13 protein-coding genes are annotated in these 14887 nt (G+C 71.1%); all 13 read right to left on the bottom strand.

Features of this window, described 5'->3' with window-relative positions; genetic code table 11:
* Positions 1-5 precede the first annotated feature (5 nt).
* The gene (locus tag G5C66_RS13605; protein WP_165111504.1) at positions 6-1451 is read right to left on the bottom strand and encodes a transcription antitermination factor NusB; all 1446 of its coding nucleotides are present in this window, start codon (positions 1449-1451) and stop codon (positions 6-8) included.
* Positions 1435-2355: a methionyl-tRNA formyltransferase gene (gene fmt, locus G5C66_RS13610; RefSeq protein WP_165111505.1), complete on the bottom strand. Its 921-nt coding sequence runs from the start codon at positions 2353-2355 to the stop codon at positions 1435-1437. The genes G5C66_RS13605 and fmt overlap by 17 nt, the downstream gene beginning before the upstream one ends.
* A complete protein-coding gene (gene def, locus G5C66_RS13615; RefSeq protein WP_165111506.1) occupies positions 2355-2900 on the bottom strand; it encodes a peptide deformylase in 546 nt (181 codons plus the stop codon). Before def ends, fmt begins: the two co-directional genes overlap by 1 nt.
* 55 nt (positions 2901-2955) lie before the next feature.
* The gene (locus tag G5C66_RS13620; RefSeq protein WP_338144167.1) at positions 2956-5025 is read right to left on the bottom strand and encodes a primosomal protein N'; all 2070 of its coding nucleotides are present in this window, start codon (positions 5023-5025) and stop codon (positions 2956-2958) included.
* Between the two features lie 116 nt (positions 5026-5141).
* A complete protein-coding gene (gene metK, locus G5C66_RS13625) occupies positions 5142-6341 on the bottom strand; it encodes a methionine adenosyltransferase (protein ID WP_165111508.1) in 1200 nt (399 codons plus the stop codon).
* Positions 6342-6469: 128 nt separating this feature from the next.
* Positions 6470-7681 (bottom strand): bifunctional phosphopantothenoylcysteine decarboxylase/phosphopantothenate--cysteine ligase CoaBC, encoded by a 1212-nt coding sequence (gene coaBC, locus G5C66_RS13630; protein WP_338144168.1) that lies wholly within the window; start codon positions 7679-7681, stop codon positions 6470-6472.
* A 67-nt stretch (positions 7682-7748) separates the two neighbouring features.
* Positions 7749-8078 (bottom strand): DNA-directed RNA polymerase subunit omega, encoded by a 330-nt coding sequence (gene rpoZ / locus G5C66_RS13635; protein ID WP_183550534.1) that lies wholly within the window; start codon positions 8076-8078, stop codon positions 7749-7751.
* 7 nt (positions 8079-8085) lie between these two features.
* Positions 8086-8721, bottom strand: a complete 636-nt coding sequence (gmk, locus tag G5C66_RS13640) for a guanylate kinase (RefSeq protein WP_241248496.1) — start codon at positions 8719-8721, stop codon at positions 8086-8088.
* The gene (gene mihF / locus G5C66_RS13645) at positions 8718-9038 is read right to left on the bottom strand and encodes an integration host factor, actinobacterial type (protein WP_008356752.1); all 321 of its coding nucleotides are present in this window, start codon (positions 9036-9038) and stop codon (positions 8718-8720) included. Before mihF ends, gmk begins: the two co-directional genes overlap by 4 nt.
* Positions 9039-9202: 164 nt before the next feature.
* Positions 9203-9652, bottom strand: a complete 450-nt coding sequence (locus G5C66_RS13650; RefSeq protein WP_165111509.1) for a hypothetical protein — start codon at positions 9650-9652, stop codon at positions 9203-9205.
* Positions 9653-9689: 37 nt separating this feature from the next.
* Entirely contained in the window at positions 9690-10517 is an 828-nt protein-coding gene (gene pyrF, locus G5C66_RS13655) for an orotidine-5'-phosphate decarboxylase (protein ID WP_165111510.1), read from the bottom strand.
* The gene (locus G5C66_RS13660) at positions 10514-11554 is read right to left on the bottom strand and encodes a quinone-dependent dihydroorotate dehydrogenase (RefSeq protein WP_165111511.1); all 1041 of its coding nucleotides are present in this window, start codon (positions 11552-11554) and stop codon (positions 10514-10516) included. Before G5C66_RS13660 ends, pyrF begins: the two co-directional genes overlap by 4 nt.
* Positions 11551-14886, bottom strand: coding sequence for a carbamoyl-phosphate synthase large subunit (gene carB / locus G5C66_RS13665; protein WP_165111512.1), 3336 nt, complete (start codon positions 14884-14886; stop codon positions 11551-11553). Before carB ends, G5C66_RS13660 begins: the two co-directional genes overlap by 4 nt.
* Position 14887 lies beyond the last annotated feature (1 nt).

Below are 14887 nucleotides of genomic sequence, written 5' to 3' on the forward strand. Positions count from 1 at the left end.
CTGCCTTACGCGGGTGTGCGGCGCAGCAGCGCCAGGAACATCGCATCGGTGCCGTGACGGTGCGGCCACAGCTGAACGGTGCCCTCGATCGGTCCGGCGCTGTCCGGGACCTTGCCAGCGGTGGCGACGATGGGCTCGAGGCGGACGTCGGAGCGATCCGCGAGCACGGCCTGCACCACGTCCCTCGTCTCGGCGAGGACCGGTGAGCAGGTCGCGTAGAGCACCACACCTCCCGGCCGGGTCAGGTCGATGGCCCGGTCAAGGAGAGACCGTTGGAGGCCGACGAGTACGTCGAGGTCTGCCGTGGCTCGCCGCCACCGGGCCTCCGGCCGGCGCCGCAGCGCACCGAGGCCGGTGCACGGGGCGTCGACGAGGATCCGGTCGAAGGTGGCGTCCTTGAACGGCGGCTTGGCGCCGTCGCCCGCGACGACCCCCGAGACTCCGTCGACCGGCGATCCGGCCGACCGGTCGGTCAGGTTGGCGAGGACGAGCCCGGCGCGGTGGGGCTGGCGCTCGTTGGCGACAAGTGCGGCGCCCTGGTGCGCTGCCAGGGCAGCCAGCAGCGCCGACTTCCCGCCCGGGCCGGCGCACAGGTCGAGCCAGGACTCTGCCCGGTCGCCGTCGCGCTCGACGGCGGCCTCGGCCAGAGCGATGGCGACGAGCTGCGAGCCCTCGTCCTGCACGCCCGCACGTCCCTCGGCGACGGCGGCGATCGCCGCCGGGGAGCCGGCATCGAGGGTGACGCCGTACGGCGAGTAGGACGTCGGCGTGCCGCCGAGCTCATCGACGGTCGCACGCCCGGGACGGGCCACGAGGGTGACCGACGGCGGCACGTTGTCGGCCTCGAGCAGCGCGTCGACCTGGTCACGGCCGACGGCCTCGGCGAGCCGCTCGACGACCCAGCGCGGATGGCTGAAGGCGACCGTCGCCCAGCCGTCATGGTCCTGCTCCCGCGACGGCGCGACCTCGGCGACCCACTCGTCCAGGGACTTGCGGGTGACCTTGCGCAAGACGGCGTTCACGAAGCCCGCCGGGCCCTGGCCCACCTTCGCGCGGGTCAGGTCGACGCTGGTCGAGATCGCGGCGTGGTCGGGGACCCGCATGGAGAGCACCTGGTGTGCCCCGAGCCGAAGCACGTCGAGCACCTTCGCCTCGACCTTGGCCAGCGGCCGGTCGATGCAGGCGGCCAGCACCGCGTCGTACGTCCCCTGCTGTCGCAGCGTCCCCGAGGCGAGCTCGGTGGCGAAGGCCGCGTCGCGACCCTCCAGACCGAGGCGGCCGAGGACGTGCGGCAGCACGAGGTTCGCGTACGCCTCGTCGACCCGCACCGCCTTGAGCACCTCGAACGCCGCCAGCCGAGCCGGGTCGGCGGGCCGGGTGCCGCCCCGCTCGCCCGGTCGCCGCGGTCCTTGGGGCCTCCGGCCGGGGCGCCTCCTATTCGAAGGCGACACCGGACTCCAGACGTACGCCGCGGGCCCAGTCGGCCGCCGGCATCTCCTTCTTGCCGAAGGCCTTCACCCGGCCCAGGCGTACGGCGGTGGTGCCGGTGCCGACGAGCACCTCGTTCTTGCGGACGACGAGCTCTCCCGGGGGCGCGGTGTCCTCGGTCACGGTGACCGGGCCGACCTTGAACCGCTCGCCGTCGAGGAGGGTCCAGGCTCCGGGCGCCGGGGTGCAGGCGCGGACCTGCCGGTCTATGGCCACCGCGTTCTGCGTCCAGTCGATCCGAGCGTCGTTGACGGTGATCTTGTCGGCGTAGGAGACGCCGTCGGTGGGCTGCTCACGAGCCTCCAGGGTGCCGTCCTCGATCCCGTCGAGCGTGGATACCAGCAGGCCCGCGCCACCAGCGGTGAGCTTCTCGAAGAGCGACCCCGAGGTCTCGTCGGGTGCCAGCGCCTGGGTCATCGTGCCGAACACCGGGCCCGCGTCCATCGCCTTCACGATCCGGAAGGTGGTCGCGCCGGAGATCTCCTCGCCGGCCCAGACCGCACGCTGCACCGGAGCGGCGCCGCGGTAGGCGGGCAGGAGCGAGAAGTGCAGGTTGACCCAGCCGTGGGGCGGGATGTCCAGCGCCGACTGCGGCAGCATCGCGCCATAGGCGACGACCGGGCAGCAGTCGGGCTCCAGCGCCTTCAGCGCGGCCTGGAACTCGGGCTCGCGGGGGTGCTCCGGCTTGAGCACCGGCACCCCGAGCTCCTCGGCCAGCTGGGCCACCGGAGAGGGCACCAGGCGCTTGCTGCGGCCCTGGGCGGCGTCGGGCCGGGTGACCACGCCGACGAGCTCGTGGCGGGAGGCGGCGATCGCGTCCAGGGAGGGTACGGCGACCTCGGGCGTACCGGCGAAGACGACCCTCATCAGAAACCGAACCCGTTCGTCGCGTGCGGCGAGATCTTCACGGTCGGCTTCTCCAGGCCGAACCACTCCGACTCCCGGATCTCCTTCATCGCCGCCTTGCGGGCGGCCTCGTCGAGCCGGTCGATGAACAGGATGCCGTCGAGGTGGTCGGTCTCGTGCTGGATGGCGCGGGCGAGCAGCTCGGAGCCCTCGATCGTGACCGGCTCGCCGTGCATGTCGAAGCCCTTCGCAACGACCGACATGGCCCGGCGGCAGTCGAAGGTGATGTCGGGCAGCGACAGGCAGCCCTCTCCCCCGTCCTGCGTCTCCTCCGACAGGGTGAGGTCGGGGTTGACCAGGTGACCGACCTGGCCGTCGACGTACCAGGTGAAGACCCGCAGGCTCACGCCGATCTGCGGAGCGGCCAGTCCGGCGCCGGGCGCCTCGAGCATGGTGTCGGTCAGGTCGGCAACGAGCTTGCGCAGCTCCTTGTCGAAGTCGACGACCTCGATGGCTGGCTTGCGCAGCACGGGGTCGCCGAAGAGTCGGATGGGCTGGACTGCCACTGTTCTCCTAGGTGGTCGAGCGTGTCGGGTCCACAATACGTGGGCTGAGCCGTGGTCAGAGCGTCGGCGGATCCACCTGGACGCGCACCGGGTCGAGCTTGCGCGCCGACCGCACCCGCTGGAGCTCCCCGAGCGCCTCGGTGAGCTTGCCTCCGAGAGATCTGGGGACGCGTACGACCGCCCGCAGGCGTGGCTCGCCGGTGGAGGTCGGCTCGGCGGGGACGGGCCCCAGGACCTCCGCACCCGGCGGCAGGGCGAGCAGCGTGAGCGCGTCGTCGAGCGCACCGGGCGTGGCGGTGATCGTGGCCATCCGCGAGGCCGGCGGAAGGTGGGCCTCCTGCCGCGCCGACGCCTCCCGCTGCGCGAACCCGGGCTGGTCCCACCGCACCAGCGCCTGCAGCACCGGCAGCGCCGGGTCGCCGACGACCAGGACCCGTCCACCGGGCCGCACGAGCCCGGAGGCGTTGCTCCAGCGGCGCAGCGCCTCCTCGTCCGTACGCAGGTCCGGCCGCCCCAGCAGCAGCCAGGTGTCGAGCAGCAGCACGGCCGCGTAGCCGCCGTCGGCGACGGGCTCGGCGCCGATCGTCGCGACGACGATCGCCGGTGTGCCGGGCACCGTCTGCTTGACCGCCCCCGCCGAGGAGGTGATCACCCGCACCCCCGGGAACGAGCGTCCCATCTCCTCGGCCGTGCGGGCCTCGCCGATGATCGGCGCCCGCAGGCCGAAGCCACCGCAGGCTCCGCACGCCCACGCCGCCTCGACATGGCCGCACCAGGCACACGTCGGCGGCGCGGCCGGTCCGCCGAGCTGCAGCGGCCCCTGGCAGGCAGAGCACCTGGCCGGCGTACGGCATCGGTCGCAGGCCAACGAGGCCGCGTAGCCGCGGCGCGGGGTCTGCAGCAGGACCGGTCCGGTGGCCAACGCGGCCCGGATCGCCTCGTGGGCCTCGCGGGGCACGCGGGAGGCCCGGGTGAGCGGGTCCTTCTCGAGGTCGAAGTCGGTGTCGCCGGTGACCTCGACGCTCACCCGCTCGCGCGCCAGTGCGCGGGTGGGCCGGATCTCCTGAGCCCAGCCGGTCTCGGCGAGGAACCCGGCCTCGACGGTCCGGGCGAAGCCACCGACCAGCGCGGCCGCCTGCTCCTGCTCGGCCCGCAGCAGGAGTACGTCGCGGGCGTGCGGATAGGGCGAGCGCTGCTCGGCCAGCAGGTCGTCGCCGTCGTCCCAGACGACGACGAGCCCGAGGTCGCGTACGGGCGCGAAGGCGGCGGCGCGGGTGCCGATCGCCACCTTCACCGCGCCCCGGGCGACCCGCAGGAACTCTCGGTAGCGCGGCGCCGGGCCGGCGTCGGCGGCCAGCACGGCATGCTGGCCCTCGCCGAGCACCTTGGTCATCGCGGTGTCGAGGCGGGCGAGGTCCTTCCAGTCAGGCACGACGACCAGCGCGCCACGTCCGGAGGCCATCGTCGCGGCGGTGGCGTGGGCGATCAGGTCGGCATGGTCCGTGCCGGCCGCGGCGTGCCAGACGGCGCGCGGGGAACCCCCGGTAGCCAGGTGTCGCAGGAACGCGGCCGCGGGCTCGTGGCCGGCCCAGGCCGCGGTCGCGGCGGCGGGGTCGAACGTGCGAGGTGCCGGGGCCGCCGCTGACGGGTCCTTCTCGGTCGAGGCGTGCCGGGGCGGGACGGCGAGTCGGAGCACGTCGGCCCGGGGACCCGCGTAGCGCCGGGCGACCGCCTCGCTCAGCGCCGCCACCTGAGGCGTGAGCACCACCTCGGGGCTGACGACCCGTTTGAGCGGCTGCAGCTTCGTGTGCTCGGAGGCCTCCGCGCGCGCCACGACGAACCCGTCCACGTCCTTGGGCCCGAACCGCACCTTGACCCGCACGCCCGGCCGCGCCTCCTCGGCCATCGAGGCCGGAACCGCGTAGTCGAACGGCCGGTCCAGATGGGCCATCGGCAGGTCGACCAGGACCTTGGCGACCGGGTCCACCTCGGCGGTCTCCGCTTCGGCGGCCTTGCGCGCTCGCGTCGCCGCGGCCTTGGCGCGGCCCTCCTTGACCCGGTCGCGAACCAGCCCGGGCAGCTCCAGCTCGGCTGCCCCGGCTGCCTCCTGCGGTCCCCGGCTCACAAGGGCCATTACTACCAGCAGCCACCGACGAAATGCCGAGTCGGCCCGTCTTGACCAAAAGCATGCCGAGTCGGCCCGTCAAGACGGGCCGACTCGGCAGCAGGCGGTGCTGTGGATCAGGCGCCGGCAGCAGCCTTCAGCGCCTCGGCGCGGTCGGTGCGCTCCCAGGTGAACTCAGGAAGCTCGCGGCCGAAGTGACCGTAGGCAGCGGTCTTGGCGTAGATCGGACGGAGCAGGTCGAGGTCGCGCAGGATCGCGGCGGGGCGGAGGTCGAAGACCTCGAGGACGGCCTTCTGGATGTTGGCCTCGGGCACCGTGTGGGTGCCGAAGGTCTCCACGAAGACACCGACCGGCTGGGCCTTGCCGATGGCGTAGGCGACCTGGACCTCGGCGCGACGGGCCAGGCCCGCGGCGACGATGTTCTTGGCCACCCAGCGCATCGCGTACGCAGCCGACCGGTCGACCTTCGACGGGTCCTTGCCGGAGAAGGCGCCGCCGCCGTGGCGGGCCATGCCGCCGTAGGTGTCGACGATGATCTTGCGACCGGTCAGGCCGGCGTCCCCCATCGGGCCACCGACGACGAAGCGGCCGGTCGGGTTGATGTGGAGCTTGTAGCCGTCGAACGGGACCGACGACTTGAACTGCTCGAGCACCGGCTCGATGACGTACTTCTTGATGTCGGCGTGCAGCTGCTCCTGGCTCGTGTCCTCGGAGTGCTGCGTCGAGAGGACGACGGTGTCGACGCGGACGGCCTTGTTCTCGTCGTCGTACTCGATGGTGACCTGGGTCTTGCCGTCAGGGCGGAGGTAGTCGAGCGTGCCGTCCTTGCGGACCGCGGTGAGCTTCTCGGCCAGCGTCTGCGCCATCTTGATGGGCAGCGGGAACAGCTCCGGGGTGTCGTCGCACGCGTAGCCGAACATCAGGCCCTGGTCACCGGCACCCTGCAGGTCGAGCTCGTCGACCGAGGAGTTGAGGCGGTGCTCCTCGGCGGTGTCGACGCCCTGGGCGATGTCCTGGCTCTGGGCGCCGATGGCGACCTGGACACCGCAGGAGTGGCCGTCGAAGCCCTTGAGGGACGAGTCGTAGCCGATGTCGAGGATCTTCTGGCGCACGAGCTGGGCGACCGGCGCGTAGGCGTCGGTGGTCACCTCGCCCGCGACCACGACCAGGCCGGTGGTGAGCAGGGTCTCGACGGCAACCCGGCTCTTGGGGTCGTGCTCGAGCAGGTAGTCGAGCACGGTGTCGCTGATCTGGTCGGCGATCTTGTCCGGGTGCCCCTCGGTCACCGACTCCGACGTGAAGAGACGTCCGGTCACGTGTAGCTCCGTTTCACAGGTTCGTGTGGGTGTTCAGGTGGTGAATCGTCAATCGTTCTGGTCGACAAACATAGACCCCGAATCCCAGGACTGCTGCGCTGGTCCTCATCGTGGCGCGTGGCGTGTCGTCAGTTCGTGCGTTGTTCATCCAGGCGTAAGGCGATCTGGTCCCAGATCACCTCGGCGAGGGCGGACTTCGCCCCTTCCTGCACGTCGACGTGGCCTCCGTCGGCATCCAGGATCACTGCCTTGTTGACCTCGCTGCCGAAGACCGCGCCGCCGCTGACGTCGTTGACTACGAGCAGGTCGCAGCCCTTCCGCTTCAGCTTGGCGGCGGCCAGCTCGAGCACCGACCCGGTGTCGTCGCCGGTCTCGGCCGCGAAGCCCACCACGACCTGACCGGGCTTGGTCCGGTTGTGGGAGATCTCGGCCAGGATGTCGGGGTTCTGCATCAGCTCGATCGTCGGCGCAGACCCGTCGGAGGCCTTCTTGATCTTGGCCTCGCTCACCCCGGTCGGACGGAAGTCGGCCGGGGCCGCCGCCATCACGATCGCGTCCGCGCCGACGGCCGCGGAGACCACGGCGTCGCGCAGCTCGGCGGTGGTGCCGACACGTACGACCTTGAGGCCGGCCGGGTCGGGCAGGGTCACGTTGGCGGCGACCAGGGTGACCTCGGCGCCGCGGGCGGCCGCCGCACGGGCGATCGCGTAGCCCTGGAGCCCCGAGGAGCGGTTGCCGAGGTAGCGGACCGGGTCCAGGAACTCCCGGGTGCCACCGGCCGAGACGACGACGTGACGACCGGTCAGGTCCGCACGGGCGCCGTGGGCGAGCACCGCACGGCACAGCTCGAAGATCTCGCTCGGCTCGGGCAGGCGGCCCTTGCCGGTGTCCTTGCCGGTCAGCCGGCCCTCGGCGGGCTCGATGACGATGTTGCCCCGCTCGCGCAGCGTGGCCACGTTGGCCTGCGTGGCCGGGTGCTCCCACATCTCGGTGTGCATCGCCGGGGCGAACACGACCGGGCAGCGTGCGGTGAGCAGCACGTTGCTGAGCAGATCGTCCGCGAGGCCGTGGGCCGCCCGCGCGAGCGTGTTGGCGGTCGCCGGGGCGACCACGACGAGGTCGGCCTGCTGCCCGATGCGTACGTGCGGGACCTCGGTGATGTTCTCGAAGACGCCGGTGGCGATCTCCTTGCCCGACAGCGCCGCCCAGGTGGGGGCGCCGACGAACTCGAGGGCGGAGGCCGTGGGGACCACGGTCACGTCATGGCCGGACTCGGTGAACCGGCGCAGCAGCTCGGCCGCCTTGTAGGCGGCGATGCCGCCGGCGACCCCCAAGACCACTTTCGGCCGCCGCTCGTCGTGAGCGGCGGCCGGGGTGGTGCTGTTGGTGGACAGCGAAGTGCCTAGATCAGGCGTCGGCGGCGGGCGCCTCGGCGGCAGCGGCCTGAGCAGCGGCAGCCTGGGCGGCCAGCTCGGCCGGGTCGATGTCCTCGCAGGTCAGCAGGTCCTCGTTGATCTCGCGCAGCGCGATCGAGAGGGGCTTCTCCTGAACGTGGGTGTCGACGAGCGGGCCGACGTACTCCAGCAGGCCCTCGCCGAGCTGGGAGTAGTAGGCGTTGATCTGGCGAGCCCGCTGGGCGCTGTAGAGAACCAGCTTGTACTTGCTGTCGGTCTTCGTCAGCAGGTCGTCGATCGAGGGGTTGGTCACGCCCTGGGCGTCGATCTGAGGGGCAGCCACGTGAGCCTCACTTGTCGGCTTGGTCGGATTTCTTGCTCGGGAGCCCGAGCGTCATCAAGGTTACCAACTCATCGGCTGCCTGATGAACTTCGTGGTTCACGATGGTGACGTCGAACTCCTTCTCCGCCGCCAGCTCGACCCGCGCCGTCTCGAGGCGTCGCTCCCGCTCGGCCTCGGTCTCGGTGCCACGACCGACCAGGCGGCGTACGAGCTCCTCCCAGCTCGGCGGAGCGAGGAACACGAAGATGGCCTCGGGCATGGTCTCGCGCACCAGCCGGGCGCCCTGCAGGTCGATCTCGAGCATCGCCGGGCGGCCCTCGGCCAGCGCCTCCACGACGGGGCGGCGCGGGGTGCCGTAGCGGGCCATGTTGTGGACGGTCGCCCACTCCAGCAGCTCGCCGCCGGCGATCATCGCGTCGAACTCCTCGTCGGAGACGAAGAGGTAGTGCACCCCGTGGACCTCGCCCTCGCGAGGCTTCCGGGTCGTCGCCGAGACGGACAAGAAGACCTCGGGGTGGTCGTCGCGGACCGCCGCGGAGACGGTGCCCTTGCCGACCGCGGTCGGGCCGGCCAGGACCACCAGTCGCTTCTCCTGGCTCTCGCCGGCGCCGGTCGGGGCCTTCTCGTCCGTCATCAGACTCATCGGCGAGCGAACTCCTCGACCAACGCGGCGACCTGCTTGGGGCCGAGGCCCTGCACACGTCGGCTCATCGCGATGCCGAGACGCTCCATCATCTGGGTTGCCCGCACCTCACCGAGGCCAGGGTGGGAGGTGAGCAGGTCGATGACCTTCATCTTGCCGACGACCTCGTTCTTCTTCCCCTCCTCGATGACCTCGATGACGGACATGCCGCCAGTGCGGACCTTGTTCTTGACAGCAGCCCGCTCCTGGCGCGAGGCCGCGGCTTTGGCGAGCGCGGCAGCGCGCTGTTCAGGGGTGATGTCCGGAGGCAGAGCCACGAAGACTCCCTTTCACGATCAAATGTGTAGTCAACAGGGCAACCGGGTCGCGCGGTACAGGGATCGTGCCCCCCGGCCGAGCGCTGAAAGCAAGCGCTCGCGCCAATCTAGCCATTACGTTGCCAGGGCGGCAATCGGGGTCGCCTATCTGGTGTCCATCCGGTTCACAGCGTCAGCGATGTGTGACAGACGTCCCGTGCGTGCTGCTGGACGCGTACGGACGCCTCCTGCGTCTTCGTGCTGCTCACCTTCGTGGCCGCGTCGGCGATCTTCTTCGCCTCGGCGTCGCTGACACCCTCGGGCGGCTTCCCGTTCTCGTAGTCGTCGGCGGAGACCCCGGCGTCCTCCAGGGCAGTGCTGAGCCCCGAGACCGCCCCCGTGATCGTCGCCCAGTCCTTCTCGATGTCGTCGGGGGCGTTGCTCTCGAGGTCCTCGAACACGGGCAGCGCGGCGATCAGCCCGCCGGTGCCGCCCTCCCCCAGCGTCCGCGTCAGCTCCTCCTGGTGGCCCTTCAGGGACTCGCAGTAGCCCTCGATCGGGTCACCGCACGAGCTCAGGGTCGTGGCGAGGATCGGGAGTACGAGGAGGTGGGCGGCCATCCGGAGACTGGTCATCGGGCCAGTGTGCCAGCGATGTGGGTCACCCACATCCTCAGCCGAGCTCGTCCCGCAGCCGCAGCGCCTCGTCGCGCAGCGCGGCCACGTCGGGCCCCTTCCGGAGCAGCCCGCGGCTGGTGCTGGCGACGACGTGGGGGTTGGCGGGGCCGAAGATCCGGGCGAGGTCGCCCGGGGTGCCGCCCTGCTCACCGAAGCCCGGCGCCAGGATGGGGCCGTTGAACCCGAAGTCGTACGCCACGCCGGCACCGTCCGCGCCGTCGATCGTCGCGCCAACGACGGCTCCGAACGAGCCCAGGGGCGTCTCGGCCTCGTTCAGCCGTCGTAGGTGGTCGAGCATGACCCGCCCGACGCTGCGGCCGTCCTCCACCGTCGCGTGCTGCACCTCGGGGCCCTCCTTGTTGGAGGTCAGGGCGAGCACGAACAGCCCGGCGTCGAACTTGGTCGCCGTCTCGACGAAGGGCGTCAGCGAGCCGAACCCGAGGTAGGGGCTCACCGTCACCGCGTCGGAGCCCAGCGGGCTGGCCGGATCGAGGTAGGCGTCGGCGTACGCCTGGCTGGTGGAGCCGATGTCGCCGCGCTTGATGTCGAGGAGCACCAGCGCACCGGCGGCCTTCGACTCGGCGATGACGCGCTCCAGGACCGCGACGCCGCGCGAGCCGAAGCGCTCGTAGAAGGCGCTCTGCGGCTTCACCACCGGGACGTACGGCGCCAGGCCCTCGACCGCGGTCAGCGCGAACCTCTCCAGGCCGGCGAGGTCGTCGTCGAGCCCCCAGTCGAGGAGCAGCGAGGCGTGCGGGTCGATCCCGGCACAGAGCCGCCCACGCTCGGCGAGGGCGGAGGTGTAACGAGCACCGAAACTCATGCGCGGACTCCGTTCGCGATCCGGCGGGCGTAGAGCGGGCCCTCGTAGATGAACCCGGTGTAGCCCTGGAGCAGATCGGCCCCGGCCGCCACGCGCTCGCGGGCGTCCTCGACGGTGGCGATGCCGCCGACGCCGACGAGGGTCATCTCGGGGCTGACCCGGCTGCGGAGCAGCCGCAGGACGTCGAGCGCGCGCGCCTTGAGCGGGGCGCCCGAGAGGCCGCCGGCACCGGCCGCCGTGATCTCGGCGGGCGCCGAGGCCAGGTGTTCACGGCCGATGGTGGTGTTGGTCGCGATGATCCCGTCGAGCCCGATCGCGCTCGCCAGGTCGGCGACCTCGACCACGTCGGAGTCGGCCAGGTCGGGAGCGATCTTGACCAGCAGCGGGACCCGGTGCTTGGTGACCTGGTCGGCGATCGAGCGGACGTGCTCCAGCAGCGGCTGCAGCTTCTCGACCGACTGCAGCGTGCGCAGTCCGGGCGTGTTGGGCGAGGAGACGTTGACGACCAGGTAGTCGGCGTAGGGCGCCAGCAGCCGGGCCGACTTGGCGTAGTCGGCCTCGACCGCGGCCTGGTCGTCCTCGGGGACCACCTTGGTCTTGCCGATGTTGATGCCCAGGATCGGCCCGCCGGTGGCGGTGCCGCGCCGCTCCAGGCGGCTGGCCAGCCGCGCCGCGACCGCCTCGGCACCGTCGTTGTTGAAGCCCATCCGGTTGATCACGGCGCGGTCTGCGGGCAGCCGGAACAGCCGCGGAGCCGGGTTGCCCGGCTGGGCCTCGCCGGTGACCGTGCCGATCTCGACGTGGCCGAAGCCGAGCCCGCCCAGGGCGTCGATCCCGACCGCGTTCTTGTCGAAGCCCGCGGCCAGGCCGATCACGTTCGGGAAGGTGAGCCCCATCGTGTGGACCGGGGCTCCTGGCGTACGCGTCTTGGACAGCGCCGGGCCGGCGGCCCGGATCGCGGCGAACGCCTGCTGGTGGGCCCGCTCCGGATCCGTCTTCGTCAGCACCTTGTCGAACAAGGCGCGATAGGCCCTCACTTGGCCGACACCCCGCCGTCGTGGTGGCCGACGACGTCGCGCCACTCCTGCAGGCTGCGTACGTCGATCTCGCCGCGCCGCAGCGCCTCGATGCCCTGCACGGCGGCGCCGAGGCCCTGGACCGTGGTGATGCAGGCGATGTTGGCCATCACCGCGGCGGTGCGGATCTCGTAGCCGTCCATCCGGGCGGACTTGGCGTTGGAGGTGCCGTTGGGCGTGTTGATGACCAGGTCGACCTCGCCACCGAGGATCCGCTGCACGGTGGTCTTCTCGCCGTCGGGACCGACACCCTCGGAGTGCTTGCGCATCTGCCGGGTGGCGACGCCGTTGCGGCGCAGCACCTCGGCGGTGCCCTCGGTCGCGAAGATCTCGAAGCCGTGGTCGGCGAGCACCTTGATCGGGAAGATCATGGTGCGCTTGTCGCGGTTGGCCATCGAGACGAAGATCCGGCCCTGGGTCGGCAGCGGGCCGAACGACCCCGCCTGCGACTTCGCGAAGGCCCGGCCGAAGTCGGAGTCGAGCCCCATCACCTCGCCGGTCGACTTCATCTCCGGACCGAGCACCGTGTCGACCTGCTGGCCGTCGGGGGTGCGGAACCGGTTGAACGGCATGACCGCTTCCTTGACCGCGATCGGCTGGTTCGGCGGCAGCGCTCCCCCGTCGCCGGTGGCCGGCAGCACCCCGGCCGTACGCAGCTCCGCGATCGACTCGCCGAGCATCACCCGGGCCGCGGCCTTGGCCAACGGCGTCGCGGTCGCCTTGGAGACGAACGGGACGGTGCGGGAGGCACGCGGGTTGGCCTCGATGACGTAGAGGACGTCGGAGCCGAGCGCGTACTGGATGTTGAGCAGGCCGCGTACACCCACGCCTTCGGCGATCGCCAGGGTGGCCGCGCGGATGCGCTCGACCTCGGCGGCGCCGAGGGTGATCGGCGGCAGCGCGCACGAGGAGTCGCCCGAGTGGATCCCGGCCTCCTCGATGTGCTCCATCACGCCGCCCAGGAACAGCTCGGTGCCGTCGTAGAGGGCGTCGACGTCGATCTCGACCGCGTCGTCGACGAACTTGTCGACCATCACCGGCTTGTCCGGGGTGACCTCGGTCGCCGCCTCGATGTAGGAGCGCAGCGCCTCGTCGTCGTAGACGATCTGCATGCCGCGGCCGCCGAGGACGTAGGAGGGGCGCACCAGGACCGGGTAGCCGATCTCGGCGGCGATCTCGCGGGCCTCGTTGAACGTGGTCGCCATGCCGTGCTTCGGCGCGACCAGTCCGGCCTTGTGGAGCACCCGGCCGAAGGCACCGCGCTCCTCGGCGAGGTGGATGGCCTCCGGCGAGGTGCCGACGATCGGCACGCCGTTGTCCTTCAGCGCCTGCGCGAGACCCAGCGGGGTCTGGCCGCCGAGCTGACAGATGACGCCGACCACCGGGCCGGCCAGCTGCTCGGCGTGGACGATCTCGAGCACGTCCTCCAGGGTGAGCGGCTCGAAGTAGAGCCGGTCGGAGGTGTCGTAGTCGGTCGAGACCGTCTCCGGGTTGCAGTTGACCATGACGGTCTCGTAGCCGGCCTCGCTCAGCGCGAGGGAGGCGTGGACGCAGGAGTAGTCGAACTCGATCCCCTGCCCGATCCGGTTGGGCCCGGAGCCGAGGATGATGACCGCTTCCTTCTCGCGCGGCGCGACCTCGGTCTCCTCGTCGTAGGAGGAGTAGTGGTAGGGCGTACGCGCCTCGAACTCGGCCGCACAGGTGTCGACCGTCTTGTAGACCGGCCGGATGTTCAGCGCGTGGCGTACGCCTCGGACGACGTCCGCGGTCATGCCACGCATCTTGCCGAGCTGGTAGTCGGAGAAGCCGTGGCGCTTGGCGTAGCGAAGCACGTCGGCGGTCAGCTCCGGCGCCGCGATGATCTCCTGGGCGATCTCGTTGATCAGGAAGAGCTGGTCGATGAACCAGGGGTCGATCTTGGTCGACTCGAAGATCTCCTCCGGCGTCGCGCCGGCCCGGATCGCGTCCATGACCCGCTTCAGACGGCCGTCGGTCGGGGTCTTGATCTCCTCGAGCAGCGCGGGCTTGTCGAGCTCGACGACCTCCTGGGTCCAGTCGAAGACCGCCTCGGGCTTCTCCAGCGACCGCAGGGCCTTCTGGAGCGCCTCGGTGAAGTTGCGGCCGATCGCCATCGCCTCGCCCACGCTCTTCATGTGGGTGGTCAGGGTGGTGTCGGCGCCCGGGAACTTCTCGAACGCGAACCGCGGGACCTTGACCACGACGTAGTCGAGGGTCGGCTCGAAGGACGCAGCGGTCGATCCGTTCGGGCCGGCGGTGATGTCGTTCTCGATCTCGTCGAGGGTGTAGCCGATCGCCACCTTGGCGGCGATCTTGGCGATCGGGTAGCCGGTCGCCTTGGAGGCCAGCGCACTCGAGCGGGAGACGCGCGGGTTCATCTCGATGACGATGATCCGGCCGTCGGCCGGGTTGACGGCGTACTGGATGTTGCAGCCGCCGGTGTCCACGCCGACGGCGCGGATGATGCCGATCGCTAGGTCGCGGAGCTTCTGGTACTCGCGGTCGGTCAGCGTCATCGCCGGGGCGACCGTGATCGAGTCGCCGGTGTGCACGCCCATCGGGTCGAGGTTCTCGATGGAGCAGACGATGACCGAGTTGTCCTTGCGGTCACGCATGACCTCGAGCTCGTACTCCTTCCAGCCGAGGATCGACTCCTCCAAGAGCACCTCGGTGGTCGGGCTGGCGGCGAGACCGGCGCCGCCCAGACGCCGCAGGTCGGCCTCGTCGAACGCGAAGCCCGAGCCCGAGCCGCCCATGGTGAAGCTCGGCCGGATGACCAGCGGATAGCCGAGCTCCTCGGCGCCCTTGAGCAGATCGTCGATCGAGTGGCAGATCACCGACCTGGCGCTCTCGCCGCCGAGCTCGGCGACGATCTTCTTGAACTCCTCGCGGTTCTCACCGCGCTGGATCGCGTCGATGCTCGCGCCGATCAGCTCGACGTCGTACTTCTCCAGGATCCCGCGCTCGTCGAGCGCGACCGCGCAGTTGAGCGCGGTCTGGCCGCCGAGGGTCGCCAGCAGCGCGTCGGGGCGCTCCTTGGCGATGACCTTCTCGACGAACTCCGGGGTGATCGGCTCGACGTAGGTCGCGTCGGCGAACTCCGGGTCGGTCATGATGGTGGCCGGGTTGGAGTTGACCAGGACGACCCGGATCCCCTCCTCGCGCAGCACGCGGCAGGCCTGGGTGCCGGAGTAGTCGAACTCGCAGGCCTGGCCGATGACGATCGGGCCGGAGCCGATCACGAGCACGGACTTGATGTCCTCGCGCTTGGGCATC

This window comes from Nocardioides turkmenicus, from assembly GCF_011045035.1.
Taxonomy (GTDB): Bacteria; Actinomycetota; Actinomycetes; order Propionibacteriales; family Nocardioidaceae; genus Nocardioides; species Nocardioides turkmenicus.

Excerpts from the sequence above, each read along its gene's own strand:
- fmt (WP_165111505.1), bottom strand. The coding sequence starts at position 2,355 with ATGAGGGTCGTCTTCGCCGGTACGCCCGAGGTCGCCGTACCCTCCCTG.
- gmk (WP_241248496.1), bottom strand. The coding sequence starts at position 8,721 with ATGAGTCTGATGACGGACGAGAAGGCCCCGACCGGCGCCGGCGAGAGC.
- G5C66_RS13650 (WP_165111509.1), bottom strand. The coding sequence starts at position 9,652 with ATGACCAGTCTCCGGATGGCCGCCCACCTCCTCGTACTCCCGATCCTC.
- pyrF (WP_165111510.1), bottom strand. The coding sequence starts at position 10,517 with ATGAGTTTCGGTGCTCGTTACACCTCCGCCCTCGCCGAGCGTGGGCGG.
- carB (WP_165111512.1), bottom strand. The coding sequence starts at position 14,886 with ATGCCCAAGCGCGAGGACATCAAGTCCGTGCTCGTGATCGGCTCCGGC.